Genomic DNA, 18,733 nt, shown 5'->3' on the forward strand with positions numbered 1-18,733 from the left:
CAAAAGGAACGAAGCGCATGAGCACACCAACCCGGGATTCGAGCATCGACGCCAGGACACAATCCACCCCGGAAAGCGGACACCTCCAGGAGCTGGCCCACGAAGCCATCCAACTGGTTCGACACTGGCTCACCGAAGCCTCGAAGGTGCCCGTTGACGTTTCCGCACAGCGCCTCGCCGGCGTCCTCAAGGACCCGAACGGCCTGGACTTCACCGTGGGATTCGTCGACGGCGTCATCCGCCCCGAGGATCTGACCGTCGCCGGCCGCAACCTGGCCAAGCTTGCCCCGAAGGTCCCGGCCTTCCTGCCTTGGTACATGCGTGCCGCTGTGCGCACCGGTGGCGTGATGGCCCCGGTGCTGCCGCAAGTGGTCATCCCGATCGCCCGCAAAGTCCTCCGTGACATGGTGGGCCACTTGATCGTGGACGCCACGGACGCCAAGCTCGGGCCCGCCATCGCCAAGATCAAGCAGAACGGCGTCCACCTGAACGTGAACCTGCTGGGCGAGGCCGTCCTGGGCGAACGCGAAGCCAGCCGGAGGCTCGAGGGAACCCTCAAGCTCCTGGCCCGCGACGACGTCGACTACGTCTCCATCAAGGAGTCCTCCACGGTGGCCCCGCACTCGCTGTGGGCCTTCGACGAAGCGGTGGACCACGTGGTGGAGAAGCTCACGCCGCTCTACGAGCTGGCCGCATCGTTCCCCAAGCCCAAGTTCATCAACCTGGACATGGAGGAATACAAGGACCTCAGCCTGACCATGGCCGTGTTCACCCGGATCTTGGACAAGCCCGAATTCAAGAACCTCGAGGCCGGCATCGTGCTTCAGGCCTACCTCCCGGACGCGCTTTCCGCCATGCAGGAACTGCAGGAATGGGCGTCGGCCCGCCGCGCAAACGGCGGCGCTCCCATCAAGGTGCGCGTCGTCAAGGGCGCCAACCTGCCCATGGAGCAGGTCCAGGCATCCATCCAGGGCTGGCCGCTCGCCACCTGGGGCACCAAGCAGGATTCGGACACCAACTACAAGCGCGTCCTCAACTACGCCCTCACCCCGGAACACATCGACGCGGTGCGCATCGGCGTCGCGGGCCACAACCTCTTCGACGTTGCCTTCGCGTGGCTGCTCGCCAAGGAACGCGGCGTCACGAAGGGCATCGAGTTCGAGATGCTGCTCGGCATGGCCACGGGCCAGGCCGAGGCCGTCCGCAAGGACGTCGGCAGCCTCCTGCTCTACACTCCGGTGGTGCACCCGGGCGAGTTCGACGTCGCCATCGCCTACCTGATCCGCCGCCTCGAAGAAGGCGCCAGCCAGGACAACTTCATGTCCGCCGTGTTCGAGCTCAGCGAAAACGAATCGCTGTTCGAACGCGAGAAGCAGCGCTTCCTCGCCTCCCTCGCGGAGCTGGACGACGCCGTTCCGGCGCCCAACCGGACCCAGGACCGCAACCAGCCCGCGGCCTCCACGCCAAACCATGGTTTCGCCAACACCCCGGACACCGATCCTGCCCTGCCCGCCAACCGGGCCTGGGGCCGCGCCATCCTGGACCGCATTCCTGGCTCCACCGCCGGCAACGCGATTGTTGACGCCAGCAAGGTCAGCGACTCCCAGGAACTGGACCGCATCATCGCCACCGCGGTGGAACACGGCAAAGCGTGGGGTGCCATGCCGGCCGCAGAGCGCGCAGCCATCCTGCACCGAGCAGGCGACATCCTGGAGTCCCGCCGCGCCGAACTCCTCGAGGTCATGGCCTCCGAGACCGGCAAAACGATCGAGCAAGGCGACCCCGAAGTCAGCGAAGCAATCGACTTCGCGCACTACTACGCGGAGCGGGCCAAGGACCTGGAAACGGTCGACGGCGCCACGTTCGTCCCGGCGAACCTCACCGTCGTGACCCCGCCGTGGAACTTCCCCGTGGCGATACCCGCGGGCTCCACGCTGGCGGCACTCGCGTCGGGATCCGCCGTCGTGATCAAACCCGCAAAGCAGGCCCGACGCTCCGGTTCCGTCATGGTGGACGCGCTGTGGGAAGCCGGCGTGCCGCGCGAAGTGCTGGCGCTCGTGCAGCTCGAAGAACGCGAGCTCGGCACCCGGCTGGTCTCCCACCCGAGCGTTGACCGCGTGATCCTCACCGGTGGCTACGAGACCGCCGAGCTCTTCCGCTCCTTCCGGCAGGACCTCCCGCTGCTCGCGGAGACCTCGGGCAAGAACGCCATCATCGTCACGCCCCACGCGGACCTCGATCTTGCCGCCAAGGACGTCGTGTACTCCGCTTTCGGGCACGCCGGACAGAAGTGCTCCGCCGCTTCGCTCGTGATCCTGGTGGGTTCCGTTGCCACGTCCGAGCGCTTCCACAACCAACTCGTGGATGCTGCCCGCTCGCTCAAGGTGGGCTACCCGGAAGAGGCCACCACCCAGATGGGCCCGATCATCGAGGCGGCCAACGGCAAGCTCCTCAACGCGCTGACTACCCTCGGTGAAGGCGAGACTTGGGCCGTGAAGCCCGAGAAGCTGGACGAGACCGGACGTTTGTGGTCGCCGGGGATCCGCTTCGGCGTGAAGCGCGGCTCCTACTTCCACCTGACCGAGTTCTTCGGCCCGGTCCTCGGCGTCATGACGGCGTCCACCTTGGAAGAAGCCATCGCCATCCAGAACGAGATCGAATACGGACTCACCGCAGGGCTGCACTCGCTCGATTCCGATGAAATGGGCGTCTGGCTGGACACCATCCAGGCCGGCAACCTCTACGTGAACCGCGGCATCACGGGCGCCATCGTCCAGCGTCAGCCGTTCGGCGGCTGGAAGAAGTCCGCCGTGGGCGCTGGCACCAAGGCCGGCGGACCCAACTACCTGGTCGGACTGGGCAGCTGGGTTCCCGCAGAGCCCGGCGCCAAGCGCGGTGCCACGCTCAAGGGTGCGGCAGCTTCGATCCTTGCCGCTGCCAAGGCGGCAGGACCGCTTGTTAAGGCCGGCGAAGCAGAAACCCTGCAAAAGGCGCTCTTCAGCGACGCCGAGGCATGGGCCACGGAATTCGGCACCCGCAAGGACGTCTCCGGCCTGAGCGCCGAACGCAACGTCTTCCGCTACCGGGCCATCCCCGTGACCATCCGCCTGTCGGAGGGCGGGAAGCTCGTCGACTTGCTTCGCGTCGTAGCAGCCGGGGCAGTGGCGGGTTCGGCACTCACGGTGTCCTCCGCCGTCGAGCTTCCCGAAGCCGTGGTCGCAGCGTTCGCGGGACTCAACGTGAGCACCCGCATCCAGAACGATGCCGAATGGCTGGCTTCGGCGGCTGCCATCAACGGTGGCCGCATCCGCCTGATCGGCGGGGACAGCAGCGCCCTGAGCGCCGCGACGGGCGGTCGTCCCGACGTCGCGATCTACCACGGCGCGGTGACCCCGGCCGGACGCATCGAGATGTTGCCGTTCCTGCACGAGCAGGCCATCAGCATCACGGCGCATCGCTTCGGCACTCCGAACCACCTGTCGGACGCGCTGATCTAGCGACTCACCAGGGAAGCCCGGCGGGACGGCCACAAGCCGTTCCGCCGGGCTTCCTTGCGCTTATGCTTCGTACCCCAGGCGCCGCAGCCGTTTCCGGGCGGCCTGTTCGCTGGGACCGCTGCGGCCCAACGTCAGGCGCACGACGGCGAGAACCACCCGGGCCGCGAGAATCGACGGGAAGGGGATGGGGCCAAACCGGGCTTTTTCCAGTCCCAGAAGTTCGCGGTACCGGGGCTCCAGGCTGGCCACGGCCGCGGCGAACAAAATCCGGTAACCGGGTTGCAACGACGCTTTCAACGGGGGGTACCTGATGAAGTCGATGGTTTCCCTGAGCCGCTCGTCTGCGCGGAGATGGCCGGAGGCGTACCACTGGTCCATTTCCGAGGCCACCTCGGCGAGGTTCAGGGGAGGATCCTCGACTCCCATGAGGCGGCCTGCCTGGGCCCACTCGCGGATGTAGGCGTCGGCGCCGCCGGGGACCGCCCCGCCCCAGATCCGGTGCGCCGCCACGAAGGAATCCGCATACGCAACGTGGACCCAGCGGAGAAGCTCGGGATCATTGGCCGAATACTCGCGGGTCTGTCCGTGCGCGTCGATGTAACTGCCTTTGACGGAGTCATGGACCCGCCGCACGAATTGGGTCGCCGTGTGGGCCGCGTCCATGGAGCCGTAGCTCACGGTAAAGATCCAACGGATCGTGTTTGCCAGCCGTCCGAGGGGATCCCTTTTGAAGCTTGAATGGTCATAGACCCCCGCCAAGGCGCCGGGGTGCAGTGCCTGCATGAGCAGTACCCGGATTCCGGCGACGATGGTGGACATGGAGCCGTGGACAGCCCAGACGGCCGAGCCGGGAAGGTGGTAACCGGGGTCGTTTCCTTCCGCAAGCCGCAGCACCCAGTCGGGAGTGGACTGCGGGTGACCCGTAAAAGTCATCCTCAGTTCCGCTTGCCACTTCTTCAGGAAGGTGACCATGGTCCATTGTCGCGCAGCATTCCGTTGGCGCAAGCGCCGGGCGGCTGTGAAACCAGCGGTAACCGGTTAATGCAGAGGTGCCGGCCCGCTGTGGAACCAGCGGGCCGGCACCCCTAACGCGGATCCGCTTAGGCTGCGGGCTGTTCGGCAAGTGCCCGACGGCGGCGCGCCGGGGACGCTGCCACCAGCAGTGCCGCGATTGCCACGGCAGCGCTCAGAACCAGGCCGGGCCGGTACTGATCGAGCATGGCCGCGGCGCTGAGCGTGCTGCTGGTGCCTGCGTCGTGCCCGCTCACGATCGCAGTGGTCACGGCAAGGACCAAGGCCGCACCAACCTGCGTGCTGGTCTGGATGAGTCCGGCAGCCAGCCCCTGCTCTGAATCTCGGATACCGGCGGTGGCTTGGACATTGATGGAGGGGAAGGCCAAGGCGAAACCGATGCCCAGGAGGATGACCGAGGGAAGGATATCCAGGACGTAGTTCGGTGAGGTTCCGACGCGGAGGAACAGGACATAGCCCAGTCCCAGCGAGGTCAGGCCGGTGAGGATGAGCTTCGGAGCTCCGAACTTCTCGATGAACCTGTCCGCGAAGGGGGCGCTCGTTGCCACCAGGAGCCCCGTGGGAAGCAAGGCAAGCGCCATGCCCAGGGGAGACCAGCCGAGCACGGACTGCAAGTACATCGTGAGGATGAACTGGAAGCTCAGGTATGAGCCGAACAATCCAATGGCGCTCAGGTTGGCGCGGGCCACCCAGCCTTCACGAAGGATGCCGAAGCGGATGAGCGGGTGCTTGACGCGGTTTTCGATAACGGCGAAAGTTGCCAGCACAGCAGCAGAGATGGCGAATCCGGCGATTGTTGCCACAGATCCCCACCCCTTCTGCGGAGCTGAAACCAAGGTGTACACCAGGCCAAGCATGCCGAGCGCGAGGGTGACTGCGCCCCAGACGTCGTGGCCGCTCTCCTCCGTGGACGGCTTGTCCCGGGGGATGAACAGCATGCCGAGAAGCACGACGGCCACGGCGATCGGCACCGAGACCAGGAAGGTCCAGCGCCAGCTCAGGCTGGTCATGAGCCCGCCCACCACCAACCCGAGTGAAAAGCCGCTCGCGCCGAAAGTGGTGAAGATGGACAGTGCCTTGTTGCGCTCGCGGCCTTCAGCGAAATTGGTGGTGATGATGGAGAACCCGGTAGGGGCAGTGAATGCCGCGGCCAGGCCCTTGATGAAGCGTGTGGCGATCAACAGGGTGGGATCGTTCACGAGGCCGCCGAGGAGCGATGCTGCGGCGAACACGGTCAAGGCGATCAGGAAGATCCGACGCCGGCCCAGCAGGTCGGCGAGCCGCCCGCCGAGGAGCAAGAGGCTCCCGTAGCCCAGGACGTAGGCGGAAACGATCCACTGGAGGGAATCGGTTCCGAGGTGGAGTTCATGCCCGATGGAGGGAAGGGCCACGCCCACCATGGAAACGTCCAGGCCGTCGAGCGCCAGAACTGTGCACACCACCATAAGCAGCAGCCACTGGGCCCGGGTCCAGCGGACGGCTGTATGGAGCTGCTCGGCAGATCTCGTGAGGGTGCTTGGTGAAGTCATGAAAATCAATCTATATGACACGTCATTCAATGACAAGGAATATGACTTGGAATCTTATGACATGGACTTTATCTAGGGTTGCGACTAGAATCGGGCCATGGCAACAACGCAGGATCGCCAGCTGGTTGAGCAATGGCGCAGCATCCAGAACTCGTACTTCCGCACCGCGGCCGCCATCGACCGTGCCCTCGAAGCCAAGTTCGACATCGGCCTGAACGAATTCGAAATCCTCGATCTCGTTGCCGAAAGCGTTGACTCTGCCTGCCGCATGAAGGCGCTCGGGGAGCGGACCCCCATGACCCAGAGCGCCGTTTCCAAGGTTGTCGACCGCCTGGAGAAAGCCGGACTCGTCTCCCGCGTAACCTGCGCGGATGACCGCCGCTCGCTGTACCTCGAGCTGACCGAGGCCGGCCGCGCGCTCCATTCGGATGCCGCCGTCGAGCACCGCGCGTTGCTGAAAGAGAACCTCGGCGAGTAGCCCGCTACGGCCCGGCGAGTGTTCCGCGGACCGGCCGAGTATGAAGTCGAGTGTTCCCATTCGATTTCATAGCGGCCACAATGGGACAAGCGCGCCCGTACTTGGGGATGAGCGCCTGTCTCAGGAGCCGCTGTGGGAAAGCATCATGAGTCTGGCCAGGTCATCGACCTGGTGCTCACAAGAAAATTTGGCCGGGTCCTTTCGGCTTGCCTCCTCGCTGTCCTGGTGGTCCTCGCTTTCGGCTTCCAAGGGCCCGGTTTGGGCGGACCTGGAAGCAATGCATCGTTGGCCATGGGCCAGGTGGAACCCGGCATGCTACCCACGGATGGCGCCACTGCCAGCGCGCAGGAGACCGCGCCTCAAAGCCCGGCATCGGCCCCGGTCGTCGCGGCCGACAAAGCCACGGTGTCCTTTGAACGTTCCCCGGTCCAAACCCTCGACAAGAACGGCATAGGCACCCTCAATGTCGCGTCGAGCTCCCTCGACCGGCCCCCTGCCGGGAAACTCTATGCGCCGCTCGAGGTGCTGGTTCCGAGTTCTCCCTTCGGATTGCGGATCGATCCCATTACCGGATTGCCGGGAGAGTTCCACTGGGGCCAGGATTTTGCCGCGGCTTGCGGCACGCTCGTCTACGCGGCCGACTCCGGCGTGGTCCGGGCCGTGGGATGGCATCCGTGGGGCGGCGGCAATCGCGTGGAAATTGACCACGGCAACGGCTTGGTCACCACGTACAACCACCTGCAGGGAATCGCAGTGACCAAGGGGCAATCGGTCCGGGTAGGCGAGGTCATCGCCAGGGTGGGAACCACGGGTTCCTCGACTGGTTGCCACCTGCATTTCGAGACCATTCTCAACGGCGTCTACACCAACCCGATGAACTGGACGTTCCTGCCCACCAAGCAGGTGGATCCCCTCGGCGATATCGCGATGGTCAGCTATCAGCCAGGTTCCGCCACCGCGACTTCGGCGGGCTCCGTCTGGTCCATTCCCGGTGCCGTGCCGACCGACCCGGGGGCCGTGGCCGCCGGACCGGCGGTGACGGGCGGGGTGCAGGAGGCGAAGGTTGCGCCGAGCCCTGCTGCCACGGCCACGCAAAGCCCGACGTCGACGGCGTCACCCACCGGGACGCCGACTAAGTCGCCGACGCCGACTCCCACCGGGACGCCGACTAAGTCGCCGACGCCGACACCGAGCCCCTCCGGGACGCCGAGCCCGTCGCCGGCCCCTATCAGGACGCAGACTCCTACCGGGACGCCGCCGCCGACGGCGACAGTTCCGCCCACGGTGACCGCACCGCCCACTGCGGCGCCGACGTCGAGCCTCCCTGCTTCGGTGCCAACCGTTCCCGCGCCGTCGGCACCCACCTCACCCGCGCCGTCGGCGCCCACCTCACCCGCGCCGTCGGCACCCACCTCACCCGCGCCGTCGGCCACGCCAACAACCAAAACGGCGGTTCCCAAGCCCTGAGTCGTCCCATTCCTTTGGTCCCGCCCCACACCACTGCCGCGCGTAGACTCGAATGCGGCAGTTGCCGAGGTTCCACGTCGTAAGGAAGCGATTCAATGTCCCTGCTCTACAGCATTCCCCTGACGTTCAACGACGGCTCCGAGGGCGATTTTGGGCGTTTCGAGGGCAAAGCCGTACTGGTAGTCAATGTGGCTTCGAAGTGCGGTTTCACGCACCAGTACTCGGGACTTGAGGTGCTCTACGAAAAATACCGCGACCGCGGATTCGAGATCCTGGGCGTGCCGTGTAACCAGTTCGGGGCACAGGAGCGGGGTTCCGACGCAGAGATCGCGGACTTCTGCCAGCGCAATTTCGGAGTCTCGTTCCCGCTCGCGAGCAAGTCCAAGGTCCGCGGCAAGCACCAGCACCCCCTGTATGCCGAGCTGACCCGGACTGCTGACGGCTCCAAACCGCAGAAGGTGAAGTGGAACTTCGAAAAGTTCCTCGTGAGCCGCGAAGGCGAGGTGCTCGCACGCTTCCCGTCCGCCGTCGAGCCCGATTCCTGGGAGCTCATCGACGCGCTCGAAGATGCCTTGGCCTAAGCTCTCCGGAGGGAGCCCAGGCTGGCTCCCGCGTTGAGCGCCTCGCGGTTATCAACAACGATTTCACCGTCGACGACCGTCAGGATCACCGGCGTCTGCGCAAATTCGTCCGGTGCCGTGGTCAGGGGATTGTGCCGGACCACCGTCAGATCTGCGCGGGCCCCCGTTTCCACAATGCCGCCTTCCTCGCCGACGGACTTCCAGTATTGGCTCGTGTAACCTTCGAGCGCGGCCCGCGCGGACAGCGCCTGCCGGGGTTGGACGGGTTCGACGTCGGGCCGGCCGGCCGGGCGGCGCGTCTGGGCTGAGGCGATGATCGCCCGCGGGTCGAAAGGGGCGATGGGCCAGTCCGAACCGAGCGCTACGATGGCTCCGGCGTCGCGGAGATCGCGGGTCCGCCAGGCGTGATTGGCCCGTTCGCTGCCAAGCCTGCGGGACCAGTTGTCGGTGTGGTCGGCGCGGCTGTAGAGGGCGCAATGCGTCGGCTGCAGGCTCGTTGCGGCACCCGCGCTGATGATTTCCGCCAGGACCGAATCCGGGATGGATTCGATGTGCTCGATCCGGTGGACGGTGCCGTTCTTGGGGAGGGCTCCGATGGTCCGCGCGACGAAGGAAACGGCCTGGTCGCCGATGGCGTGCGTGGTGGTGGGGATCCGGTGTTCGTGGAAGAACTTCATGGCTGCGGCGAGGGCTTCAGGATCGTGCCAGAGCGGATGGAGTGATTCTCCGTGGGTATCCGGTTCAAAGAGCCAGGCCGTGCCGTTGTCGATGGTTCCGTCCATCATGAGCTTGATGCCGTGAACATGCCAGCGTCTTCCGTGCCTGCCCTGCATCGCGAGCATGGCCTTCAAGTCCTCCTCGGTGGCGCCGGGCATGACCCACGGGGAGATGCGCAGCCGGATGGCGAGCTCGCCTCTGCGTTCGAGGGCTTCCAGCACTTCCAGGGTGTCCGGGGCCCCGAAGTCCAGCATCTGGCCGGCTACCAGCCCGGCTTCGGCCATGGACCGCAGGAGTTCCCCGAGTTCGTCGACCCGCTGATCGAAGGAGGGCTGGGGGAGGATTCCGCGCACGAGGTCCTGGGCGGTCATTTCGTAGAGCATGCCGTTGGGCTTGCCGTGCTGGTCGACGCCGACATAGCCGGTGCTGGGAAGCTCTTCCGTTCCGGTGACCCCGGCGAGCTTGAGGGCGGCGTCGGAGGCGAGTGAGGCGTGGCCGTCGAACAGGGTGATGAAGACGAGTTCGTCATCGAGGATGCCGTCGAAGAGGGAGTTGTCGAAGACCGCGTCCCCGAAGATGGCAGGGTCCAGGCCCCAGGCGAACAACCAATCGGAGCCGACGGCGTGTGGCGTGGAAGCGGCGTAGTGCGCAAGCGTCGCGCGGACATCGTCGAGCCCGGTGATTCCGGCCAGGTCAAGGCCACGGGCGATTTCCGCCCCGTGGATGGGGTGGATGTGGGCGTCAATGAGACCGGGGCAGACTGTTGCGCCGCCGACGTCGATCACTTGTTTGGCTCTTGGGGTCCATGCGGCGGCAGCCTCGGCGCGGCCGACGTGCGCGATGCGGCCATTTGAGATGGCGACGAAACCGGCGGTCTCTGTGAGCGCCTCACCGTGGAGGATGCTGGACGAGAGGATGACGAGATCGATGGGCTCGGGCGTGGTCAAGATGTAACTCCTTGTGGTGTTCGGGTTTCCGACGCCGGCCTGGTGAGGATCAGTCGTCGTCGATGGCCGCCCTCAATCCTGCCGAGAGGACATCGGCCAGGAAAGCGAAGCGGTCTACAGGGTGCTCTGCCACGGCTTTCTTTGCCGCGAACAGATGTGGATATGTTCCTTCTTCCTCTTCGTTGATGCTCCACGCGGATTCCATCGTCATCGCATCGAGGCTCGCGCCGATCGCTGCGCTGTCGAGGGCTTCCAGGGCGGGAATGATGAGGTGCCGCGGCGCCCCCGCGATCTCAAATGCCTCGACAAACCGGTCGTAGCGCTCCAAGGCTGCCGGGTGTGACACCGGCTGCGTGAGAAGCAGGGGAAGGAGCGCCGGCACCAGGCCGTATGCCTTGCGAAGGGAGTCGAAGATCTCGCGGATGACATCGTCCAGGCTGCCGGACGGCAACTCGGGCATCGGAGCTCTCTCCACGAGCGCGCCACGGGCCAGTTCGATGATCTCCTGCCGGCCGGTGACGTGCTTGTAGAAGGATGACTGCCTGACGCCCAGGCGCTCCGCGAGCCGCGGGATGGAGAGGCTCTCCTCCTCCTCGAACATCTCGAGCGCCGCGCGGCCGATCGCCTTCCGCGAGAGCCTCGGTGTCCGCGGGCGTCCTAGCTGGCTGGTTTTGCTGGGAGTCTGCATCCCTCAAGACTAGGCTCCGTGATCACTCGGAGTGGCCGATCCGCTGGTAGGCGGCCGGGTTGGCCTTGCGCAGCACGAGGGCCAGCACGGTTCCGGCTGCAAACACGAGCGGCGCGACGACGAGGAGCGTGGTGTTGACGGGGTCACCGGCCGGGAGGCCGGTGAGAAGTTGGGTGTTGTTGGCCATCAGGCAGGTCACGGCGCACATGATGACGGTCGCGGCCACGGCCGAAGGGACGACATACCAGCGAAGGCCATGGTCCTTGAGCCGGGTGAAAAAGACCACGACGCCGACACCCGTGAGTGCCTGCAGGACGAGGATGCCGATCACGCCCGGGGTGTTCGTCCAGATCAGGAACTGGGTGAACGGGTCCAGATGGAACAGTGCCGCGCCGATCACGAGGGCGAGGGCGAGCAGGGTCTGGTCGAACCCGGCCACGGAAGGGGTGCGGTATCGCGGGCTGATGCGGCCGGAGCGTTTCGGGAAGATGCCCTCGCGGCTGAGCGACAGGGTGTAGCGGTTGATGGTGTTGTGGAAGGAGAGTTGGGCGGCGAAGATGCTGGTGACGATCAGGACGCTCATAAGGTTCACGCACCAGCCGCCCGCGAAGTTGCCTGCCGCGATGTAGGCGGTGTCCCCGGCGTCGAGGTGGCCTGCGGCGAAGGCTTGGACGGCGTCCGCTCCGAAGGCCTGGACGATGATCCAGACGGCGAAGGCGTAGAACGCGCCGATGAAGGCGATGGAGATGTAGGTGGCACGCGGGACGCTGCGATCGGGGTCCCGAGCCTCTTCCCGGTACAGGGCTCCGGATTCAAATCCCATGAAGGCGGAGAAACCAAGCCCGAGGACGGCGGCGAACTGCGGGGAGAAGACGGCCTGCGGGCTGAATGATTCGAAGCTGATGCCGTGTGCGCCGCCCTGAGCCAGGACGAACGCGGCGACGATGGCGACGATCAGGGTTTCGAGGGTGAGCAGGACGGCGAGGACCTTGGCGCCGACGTCGATTCCGCGCCAGCCCAGGTACCAGACGGCCCCGATCGACACGATCGCGTAGAGCCACCAGGGAAGTTCCACACCGGTGAAGGACTTCACGGCGAGATTGGCTTGGATGCCCAGCAGTCCATAGAGGCCGATTTGCAGGCCGTTGTAGCTCATCCAGGCAGTGAGGCCGGAGCCGAGGCCGACCACGCGGCCGAGCGTTTTCGAGATGTAGCCGTAGAAGCCGCTGTAGGACCGGACGTGGCGGGTAAGCGCCATGAAACCTATGGCGAACAGGCCCAGGCCGATGGCCGCAGCGAGGTAAATGGAGGGAGCCCCGACGCCGCCCACGGCGAGGGCGAGCGGGGCGATCCCGACGACGATGGTCAGTGGAGCGGCCGCCGACACCAACATGAACACAATGTCGCGAGTGCCTATTGCGTTCTTCTTCAATCCGCCGTCAACGCTGACGGTCGCGGGCGGCGCCATTGCCGCCGATTCTTTAGTGAAAGCCATTCACTTATTGTGGGGTGCGGCATAGGTTTGCGTCAAGAGGGTCTGTTCTGCAGCCCCGACGCCCGCTCACGTATGTCGTCTTTTCGCCCGACGCTCGCTCACCCTGGTGAGCGAGCGTCGGGCGAGATGGGCTTATAAGTGAGCGGGGGTTGGGGAAAGTGGGCTTATAGGTGAGCGGGGATCGCGGGGGAACGCGAGTAATTTTCCAACATTCCGGCGGTAAGTTACCCTGCGTTAGCCTTTTGTCTGGTTGGATTGTGTCTATTGGGACTGAAACTGGAGGCGCCGCCTCCTACCGACCCGAAGGTAGTAATGGAGCTCATCGAGGCCGAGCACCCGCGGCCAGGACACGTACTTCTGCACCTTAGCGACTCCCATCTGTTGGGAGGGTCGGAACCCCTTTACGGCGCGGTCGACAGTGAAGCCCATCTGAGGCAGCTCTTCTCGGAAGTGCACGCGTCAAAGGTCCGCCCCGACGCCGTGATCTTCACCGGTGACCTCGCCGATCAGGGTGAACCGGGTGCCTACGCCAAACTCCGGTCGATCGTCGAGCCGGCCTGTCGAGAGATGGGCGCGCGGGTGATCTGGGCGATGGGAAACCACGACGACCGGGCGAATTTCCGTGCCGGCCTCTTCGATCAGAGCGACAATGACGCCCCGGTGGATCACAGCTACTTCGTCAACGGGCTGCGGATCATCACGCTGGATACCTCCGTGCCCGGCTTCCATCACGGTGAGCTAAGCCAGAGCCAGCTCGACTGGTTGGAATCGGAGCTCGCGACGCCGGCTCCGGACGGCACGATCCTTGCCCTCCACCACCCTCCGGTCCCCAGCGTCCTCGACCTATCCATCCTGGTGGAGCTGCGCGGCCAAGCGGCGCTGGCCGACGTCGTACGCAATTCGGATATCCGCTCCATCCTGGGCGGCCACCTGCACTACTCCACCACCGCGATGTTCGCAGGCGTCCCGGTGTCGGTGGCTTCCGCGAGCTGCTACACGCAGGACCTCAACGTTCCGCAGGGCGGCACCCGCGGCCGCGACGGTGCCCAGGCATTCAACCTGGTCCACGTTTACGAGCAGACGATCGTGCATTCGGTGGTGCCATTGGGCAAATCGCCGACCGTTGGTGAGTACGTCAGCCCGGAAGCTACGCGGCGGCGGCTCGCCCAAGCAGGCATCCGGATTCCCCAGCGAGCCACGCATGAACGCGGTTCCATGGCCGACGCGAAGCGTCCGGAGATGACCCGCCGCTAGCGGACTACTTCTCCCATGGGGCTTTGACCGGGAAGTACTTCTCCATGAAGTCCGTGACGAGTCCGGCCCTTTCGTCGGCAGCCACTTCGGGGAAGCTGCCATCGTTGAGGCAGAAGAAGTCCACGTTGCGTTTGGCGAGCAACGTGGGCAGGTAGTGCAGCCCGGACCACAGGGTGGTATCCACGTACCTGACCTTGGCGGCCGTCTGCGTCACCGCCCGGCCCGTGAGCAGCGAATAGTAGTGGTAGAACGAGTTGGTCACGGAAATGTTGTCCGCCGCACGGAACCTGCTGGCCGCCGTCTTGGCGAACTCGGCCGGAAACTCGCGCTCCATCTCTGCGATGACGCTACGCCGAAGGGGCGCGGCGGTGTGCTCCAGATGGCGCGTGGTGATGCGCCCGAACCGCTCCCAGAGGAGCTTCCTGTTGACGCGGGCAGCGTTCTCGAAGCCGCTGCGTTCGGCGTCGTTCTCTCCCAGCCCGATCCGGGTGGAAGCTTCGATGAACTTGGTGATTCCGCCGGGAGTGAAGAACATGTCCGGTGCAACAGGCCGGCCGAAGAACATGTCGTCATTGGAGTACAGGAAGTGCTCGGAGAGGCCCTCAATGTGGTGCAGCTGGGATTCCACGGCCTGGGAATTGTGGGTGGGCAGCACGGTGGGGTCCTTGAAGAACTCCTCGCTGCGCATGATCCTGACGCTCGGGTGCTCGGCCAGCCACTCCGGCGCGGGGGAGTCCGTCGCGATATAGATCCGGCGAATCCAGGGCGCATACATGTACACCGAGCGCAAGGCATATTTGAGCTCGTTGATCTGCCGGAAACGGGCTTCGTGAGCGTCTCCCTCGCCCACAACTGCGTCTTTCATCTGCTCGCGGCGTGCCGCGATATACGCGGGGTCGTTTCCGTCCACCCATGAAAAGACGATGTCGACGTCGAAGTCGATGTCGCTCGCGTGGTCCGCGAACATGTTCTCGATGGTCGGCCAGCTCAGCCCGTGGCGTTCCACCGTGCCCCGGACAGCGTCCTGGCGCAGCATGGTTCGCCGGGTCAGGGAGTTCTCCACCGGCAACACGAGTTGTTCGCCGTCGAACTCCCACAATTCAAGCTGCACGCCCAACGAGGGACCGTACGTCAGCCCGCCCCCGGGTTCCACGCGTGGACGGAAGAGCCGGAAAATCCGGGCCTTCCGGTTGCTGGACAACTCGCCGTCGGCCACCAGCAGCGTGGATTTCTTCCGCGCGTCGACGGTCATGGAGTAGAACGGCTCGTTCCGGAAAGCCGAGACCAGAGCCTGGCGCAGTTTCTTCCGGAGCTGCCAGTCGACGGCGATCACGGGCCGGTGGTCGTTGCCGCGGACCAGGATGAAGTCCAGGCCGGCCGCGTCGAGTGCGGCACGGATCACGAGTAGATCTTCGACCATCACCTCCTGCGGGGTGCGGTTCTGGTTCAGCAAGCTGTATCGGCCGCGATGGCGGACGACGTCGGCGCGGTGCTTGAGGCGCGCCTCGACGGCGGGCGACGTCGGTTCGGGAACGACCGCATCGTCGTCGGAGGCGGGGCTACCAAAGTAGATTGCTTGCTGGTCCATGTCTGTGATGGCTTTTCTCCGAAAGATTGTGGTTGGCGCGGGCTTGGTGAACCTAGCCCACCAAGGCTTCACGCCAACTGTGCAGGAACGCGCCTCCGGCGTCGTCGTGAATGACGTCGTCGCCCAGGCCGAGGTTTGTGGCTGTAAGAACATCGTAGGGCTTGTTGGGCACGCCGTCCGCGGGCCGGACGTCGACGTGCTTCACGCTGTGGTCATTGTGGTGGAGCCAATCCGCCATGGCGTAGTCAGTGCGCGAATCGCCCACTGTCCGCCAAGCCTGCGGGGTGATCCCTTGGGCGGCGAGGAGCTCCACCGCGCGGCTGGCGCCGAGATCCTTGCCGAGCCGGACGGACTCGATGTCCGTAGAGATGATGGTGGGGTCCAGGCGGTAGTCCGCGGCGTCGTCGGACTCTGGTGCGTGGTGATCCAGGATCGCGGCAGAGAGCCCGTGCTTGCCCATGAGTTCCAGGGCGTCGGCGTCGAAGAGCTTCTGCTCGGCAAGGTAGTCGTCACTTGAGACGTCCAGATGCTGCTCCACCGACACCATGGCGCGCTTTGTCTCATCGAAGAACATGTGCGTCGCATAATCCTCTGCCACCATGCGGCGGACGTCGTCGCCGTAGGCCTTCGGAACGGCAAGCTCATGGTCCATATGGATGGGCCCGGGACCTCCCGAGGTGTAGCTGAACCACACGGCGCCCTTCTCGCAGATCGCGTGGACCACGGTTCCGGCGGGCATTCCGGCGGCGATCATGGGCGCCATGACCTGCTCGCGGATGAAAGCGTCCGAGCGGCCGGTGTTGAAAATGACGGGGATGCCTGCGGATGCCAAGCCCACAAGGTCCGCGATGATCGCCGGCTTCACATCGCGCGTCACGGGACTTGCGACGGGACCGTCGACGTCGAGGAGCAGTGCGAGGGCAGGAGCGGCCGGGTGCGTGCCTGGCATTGAAGCAGTCATGATCCCATTCTGTCAGTCCGGCGGGATGGCGGCAGTGGTGTGACGGCCGACGGCGGCAGACGCCACCGTTCGGCGCACGCGGTCCGCCAACGGTTACCTTTTGGCCACAACCTTCGTGGCCGACTTCTCACAAGTTCCCTTGGGCGCCTTACTTCTTTAGGCTTGCACAGTGATATTCAAAGCTGTGGGCGAGGGACGCCCGTACCCCGACCATGGTTTTTCCACGCCAAAGGACTGGGCCTCGCTGCCCCCGCGTCCGGTCCGGCTCGATGAACTTGTCACCACCAAGCGCACCCTTGACCTTGAAGCCCTGCTGGCCGAGGATTCGACGTTCTTCGGCGATCTCTTCCCCCACGTGGTGCAGTACCAAGGCCTGCTGTACCTCGAAGACGGGCTCCACCGCGCAGTACGGACCGCGCTCCACCAGCGCACGGCCATCCACGCCCGGGTGCTCGTGATAGATGGTTAACGAAACAATCCCGGAAGAGCAGGTGGCCGTGCCCGAGAACGCGGATCCGGGGAAGCGCCCGAAACGTCCCGGTAGGCAGAAAGATCCGACGACCCTGCACGGGCATCGCGTTGTCACCGGTCCGGATCTCCGGGCAACTTTTGCTGAGGCTCCCGGGCCTGAGAGCCATCCGGGGTGGTTCAGCCGCCGCCTCCTGCACGGGATCGTTCTCGCGCTGCTTGTCGGAGTGGTTGTTGCCGGGCTCGTGGGGGCATGGGCAGTCATGAACGGCGTGATCCGTTTCCCCTCCGCCGTTGCAAGCCAGGCGCCGGCCGCCGTGTGTCCCGCCACGGTTTTCGACTACACGCCCAACAACAAGATCAGCATCAATGTCTATAACGCTGCTGGCAGGCCCGGCCTGGCCAAGAACGTGGCGGACCAGTTGAAGGCCCGGGGATACAACGTCGGCACGGTCGACAACTCCACTACGAGCTACACCGGCCCCGCAGTGGTGGTTTCGGGATCCAGCGGCCAAGCGGCAGCGTTCAACATCCAGAAGAATGTCGCCGGCACCGATTACGTCCAGGACCAACGCACGGATGGTTCCGTGGACCTCATCCTCGCACCAGGATTCTCGGCACTCGTCCCACCGGAGCTCGTGGACAACACTCCGGGGAAGCTCAGTTGTCCCCGCCTCGAGCAGCGGATCGCGGACAACGCGAAGCTGCCGGTGATTCCGACGCCTTAGCCCGGCGGACGCAGCCAGCCCCGCGGGCGAGTCACGCCAGTCGCGCGGGCCGGCCGTCGTCGTCGAACCTTGCTCCTGCGCCCAACTGGATGAACCGCACCGTCTGGACCAGCCGCTCCTCAAGCTCGTCCAGCTCCGCCCCGTTCGCCGCATTGCCGCGTGCTGCGCTGGAGGACAGGGTTCCGTGGATGAGCCGGGCGAGCTGGCCGACGTCGGCGGGCGGGAGGTAGCCGGCGGCGATACCGTCGCGCAGGATGTCCTGGAGCAGCAGGTTGAGTTCGCCCACGTGGTCTGCCAGTTTCGCGAAGGAAGCGGGGGAGAGGACTGCCGCCATCGCAGGACCCGGCGGGAGGTGCCGTCGGCTGAGGTCTTCCACCTGGGCGCGCACGTAAAGGGCAAGGCGGTCCACCGGGTTCTGAAGTGCCGCGAGGGATTCGCGCAGGTCGCCCAGGAACCGCTCTGTCTCGTCCAGGGCGTACGCGATGAGGAGCTGTTCCATGTCGGCGTAGTAGTTGTACACCGCGGTCCGGCCGACGCCGGCGTGCCGCGCGACGTCGGTCATGGTCAATCCGGGCAGTCCGTGGGTGAAGAGCAGTTCTCCGAAAGCCGTCAGGACCCGGCGTCGGGTTTCAGCGCGTTGCGCGGCATTGGTGGCGGCCGTAATCCTAGGCATACAGACACTTTACAGGGATCTGTCAGCAAAGTTGGGCCCGCGGAGACCGTGGTTTCCCGGTACGGCTGATGGTTCCACCGGGATGTGACTCTCTCCGTCAGTAGTTGATGTTTTGTGTCAAATTAGTTGGTGCGGAGCGAATCCCGCCGTTCGGCTAGCGGGCACCAAGGGTACGGTGATCGATCCTTCACGGGGACACCGCGCCTGCCCTAGCTCCCCACAAAATGCGCCGATGTGTACGCTGTCCCTATGAGCAAGGCGACCTCAGAAGGCAGTTCGTGGCGTTGGTTCCTGCATGCGCTGAGGAACTTATTTGCAGACGGAGGGCCGTTGGCACCTGGATGGGGCTTCGGTCGACGGAAGAACTAATAAGCCGCTGCCAGAATAGTCCGGAGCTAAGATGACCACCGCTGCTGTTGCCGTCCTCATGCTGTCTAGTGCCCTCATGACTGCATCAGCTTTCTACAGGTAGCAAGTCATCCCACACAACGAATCCCATATTTCGACAACAGTCCAATGCGGACTGATAGAACGAGTAAATGGCTGTTCCTTAGTGGCATTGCCCTAATCGCCGCAGTGGAGTCCCGCATAGTGGTGTAACGCCACGGTGGTTGTCTGCGTCGTTGCTGA

Annotated in this window: 15 protein-coding genes; 7 read left to right on the forward strand and 8 right to left on the reverse strand. The window is 65.0% G+C overall.

The genetic code is table 11. From position 1 onward, the window contains the following. Positions 1 to 17 precede the first annotated feature (17 nt). Positions 18 to 3,497 (forward strand): bifunctional proline dehydrogenase/L-glutamate gamma-semialdehyde dehydrogenase, encoded by a 3,480-nt coding sequence (locus tag QRN45_RS17150; RefSeq protein ID WP_284764130.1) that lies wholly within the window; start codon positions 18 to 20, stop codon positions 3,495 to 3,497. Positions 3,498 to 3,557: 60 nt separating this feature from the next. Here the strand turns inward: QRN45_RS17150 and QRN45_RS17155 are convergent, their stop codons facing one another. Together QRN45_RS17155 and QRN45_RS17160 are read right to left on the reverse strand one after the other, a co-directional pair. Further along, entirely contained in the window at positions 3,558 to 4,469 is a 912-nt protein-coding gene (locus QRN45_RS17155) for an oxygenase MpaB family protein (protein WP_241710110.1), read from the reverse strand. 128 nt (positions 4,470 to 4,597) lie between these two features. After that, positions 4,598 to 6,058 carry an MFS transporter gene (locus tag QRN45_RS17160; RefSeq protein WP_264637281.1) on the reverse strand — a complete coding sequence of 487 codons (1,461 nt, stop codon included), beginning with the start codon at positions 6,056 to 6,058 and terminating at the stop codon, positions 4,598 to 4,600. Between the two features lie 97 nt (positions 6,059 to 6,155). Here QRN45_RS17160 and QRN45_RS17165 point away from each other — a divergent pair, with 97 nt between their 5' ends. From QRN45_RS17165 to QRN45_RS17175, 3 genes are all read left to right on the forward strand, one after another. Beyond that, positions 6,156 to 6,536 carry a MarR family winged helix-turn-helix transcriptional regulator gene (locus QRN45_RS17165; RefSeq protein WP_078106739.1) on the forward strand — a complete coding sequence of 127 codons (381 nt, stop codon included), beginning with the start codon at positions 6,156 to 6,158 and terminating at the stop codon, positions 6,534 to 6,536. Positions 6,537 to 6,668: 132 nt separating this feature from the next. Continuing rightward, on the forward strand, positions 6,669 to 8,003 hold the full coding sequence (locus QRN45_RS17170; protein WP_264637282.1) for a peptidoglycan DD-metalloendopeptidase family protein: 1,335 nt from the start codon (positions 6,669 to 6,671) through the stop codon (positions 8,001 to 8,003). A 95-nt stretch (positions 8,004 to 8,098) separates the two neighbouring features. Beyond that, positions 8,099 to 8,584 carry a glutathione peroxidase gene (locus QRN45_RS17175; RefSeq protein WP_264637283.1) on the forward strand — a complete coding sequence of 162 codons (486 nt, stop codon included), beginning with the start codon at positions 8,099 to 8,101 and terminating at the stop codon, positions 8,582 to 8,584. On the opposite strand, the gene QRN45_RS17180 is transcribed toward QRN45_RS17175, so the two are convergent. The 3 genes from QRN45_RS17180 to QRN45_RS17190 are packed head-to-tail and all read right to left on the reverse strand — an operon-like array spanning position 8,581 to position 12,431. Then, positions 8,581 to 10,248: an amidohydrolase gene (locus tag QRN45_RS17180; protein ID WP_284764131.1), complete on the reverse strand. Its 1,668-nt coding sequence runs from the start codon at positions 10,246 to 10,248 to the stop codon at positions 8,581 to 8,583. The two genes, QRN45_RS17175 and QRN45_RS17180, sit on opposite strands and share 4 nt — an antisense overlap. Before the next feature lie 49 nt (positions 10,249 to 10,297). After that, positions 10,298 to 10,936, reverse strand: coding sequence for a TetR/AcrR family transcriptional regulator (locus QRN45_RS17185; protein ID WP_078106736.1), 639 nt, complete (start codon positions 10,934 to 10,936; stop codon positions 10,298 to 10,300). A gap of 22 nt (positions 10,937 to 10,958) precedes the next feature. Next, a complete protein-coding gene (locus QRN45_RS17190; RefSeq protein WP_264637285.1) occupies positions 10,959 to 12,431 on the reverse strand; it encodes an APC family permease in 1,473 nt (490 codons plus the stop codon). 312 nt (positions 12,432 to 12,743) lie between these two features. Here QRN45_RS17190 and QRN45_RS17195 point away from each other — a divergent pair, with 312 nt between their 5' ends. Then, entirely contained in the window at positions 12,744 to 13,685 is a 942-nt protein-coding gene (locus QRN45_RS17195) for a phosphodiesterase (RefSeq protein ID WP_241710104.1), read from the forward strand. 4 nt (positions 13,686 to 13,689) lie between these two features. On the opposite strand, the gene QRN45_RS17200 is transcribed toward QRN45_RS17195, so the two are convergent. Next, entirely contained in the window at positions 13,690 to 15,273 is a 1,584-nt protein-coding gene (locus QRN45_RS17200) for a stealth family protein (protein WP_284764133.1), read from the reverse strand. Positions 15,274 to 15,325: 52 nt separating this feature from the next. Further along, a complete protein-coding gene (locus QRN45_RS17205; RefSeq protein ID WP_284764134.1) occupies positions 15,326 to 16,234 on the reverse strand; it encodes a hypothetical protein in 909 nt (302 codons plus the stop codon). A 169-nt stretch (positions 16,235 to 16,403) separates the two neighbouring features. Between QRN45_RS17205 and QRN45_RS17210 the strand changes: the two genes are divergently transcribed. Together QRN45_RS17210 and QRN45_RS17215 are read left to right on the forward strand one after the other, a co-directional pair. After that, entirely contained in the window at positions 16,404 to 16,703 is a 300-nt protein-coding gene (locus QRN45_RS17210; RefSeq protein ID WP_059388531.1) for a type II toxin-antitoxin system VapB family antitoxin, read from the forward strand. After that, positions 16,696 to 17,430 (forward strand): LytR C-terminal domain-containing protein, encoded by a 735-nt coding sequence (locus QRN45_RS17215; RefSeq protein WP_241710102.1) that lies wholly within the window; start codon positions 16,696 to 16,698, stop codon positions 17,428 to 17,430. The genes QRN45_RS17210 and QRN45_RS17215 overlap by 8 nt, the downstream gene beginning before the upstream one ends. Before the next feature lie 31 nt (positions 17,431 to 17,461). Here the strand turns inward: QRN45_RS17215 and QRN45_RS17220 are convergent, their stop codons facing one another. After that, complete coding sequence (locus QRN45_RS17220; RefSeq protein WP_241710101.1) at positions 17,462 to 18,103, reverse strand: TetR/AcrR family transcriptional regulator; 642 nt, start codon at positions 18,101 to 18,103, stop codon at positions 17,462 to 17,464. Positions 18,104 to 18,733: the final 630 nt, after the last annotated feature.

It is taken from the genome of Arthrobacter sp. efr-133-R2A-63 (genome assembly GCF_030209795.1).
GTDB lineage: Bacteria > Actinomycetota > Actinomycetes > Actinomycetales > Micrococcaceae > Arthrobacter > Arthrobacter bambusae_A.

What these genes read in the sequence shown, in the direction of transcription:
- QRN45_RS17150 (WP_284764130.1), top strand. Translation starts at nt 18, where the DNA reads ATGAGCACACCAACCCGGGATTCGAGCATCGACGCCAGGACACAATCC.
- QRN45_RS17155 (WP_241710110.1), bottom strand. Translation starts at nt 4,469, where the DNA reads ATGGTCACCTTCCTGAAGAAGTGGCAAGCGGAACTGAGGATGACTTTT.
- QRN45_RS17160 (WP_264637281.1), bottom strand. Translation starts at nt 6,058, where the DNA reads ATGACTTCACCAAGCACCCTCACGAGATCTGCCGAGCAGCTCCATACA.
- QRN45_RS17165 (WP_078106739.1), top strand. Translation starts at nt 6,156, where the DNA reads ATGGCAACAACGCAGGATCGCCAGCTGGTTGAGCAATGGCGCAGCATC.
- QRN45_RS17175 (WP_264637283.1), top strand. Translation starts at nt 8,099, where the DNA reads ATGTCCCTGCTCTACAGCATTCCCCTGACGTTCAACGACGGCTCCGAG.
- QRN45_RS17185 (WP_078106736.1), bottom strand. Translation starts at nt 10,936, where the DNA reads ATGCAGACTCCCAGCAAAACCAGCCAGCTAGGACGCCCGCGGACACCG.
- QRN45_RS17190 (WP_264637285.1), bottom strand. Translation starts at nt 12,431, where the DNA reads ATGGCTTTCACTAAAGAATCGGCGGCAATGGCGCCGCCCGCGACCGTC.
- QRN45_RS17195 (WP_241710104.1), top strand. Translation starts at nt 12,744, where the DNA reads ATGGAGCTCATCGAGGCCGAGCACCCGCGGCCAGGACACGTACTTCTG.
- QRN45_RS17200 (WP_284764133.1), bottom strand. Translation starts at nt 15,273, where the DNA reads ATGGACCAGCAAGCAATCTACTTTGGTAGCCCCGCCTCCGACGACGAT.
- QRN45_RS17205 (WP_284764134.1), bottom strand. Translation starts at nt 16,234, where the DNA reads ATGACTGCTTCAATGCCAGGCACGCACCCGGCCGCTCCTGCCCTCGCA.
- QRN45_RS17215 (WP_241710102.1), top strand. Translation starts at nt 16,696, where the DNA reads ATGGTTAACGAAACAATCCCGGAAGAGCAGGTGGCCGTGCCCGAGAAC.
- QRN45_RS17220 (WP_241710101.1), bottom strand. Translation starts at nt 18,103, where the DNA reads ATGCCTAGGATTACGGCCGCCACCAATGCCGCGCAACGCGCTGAAACC.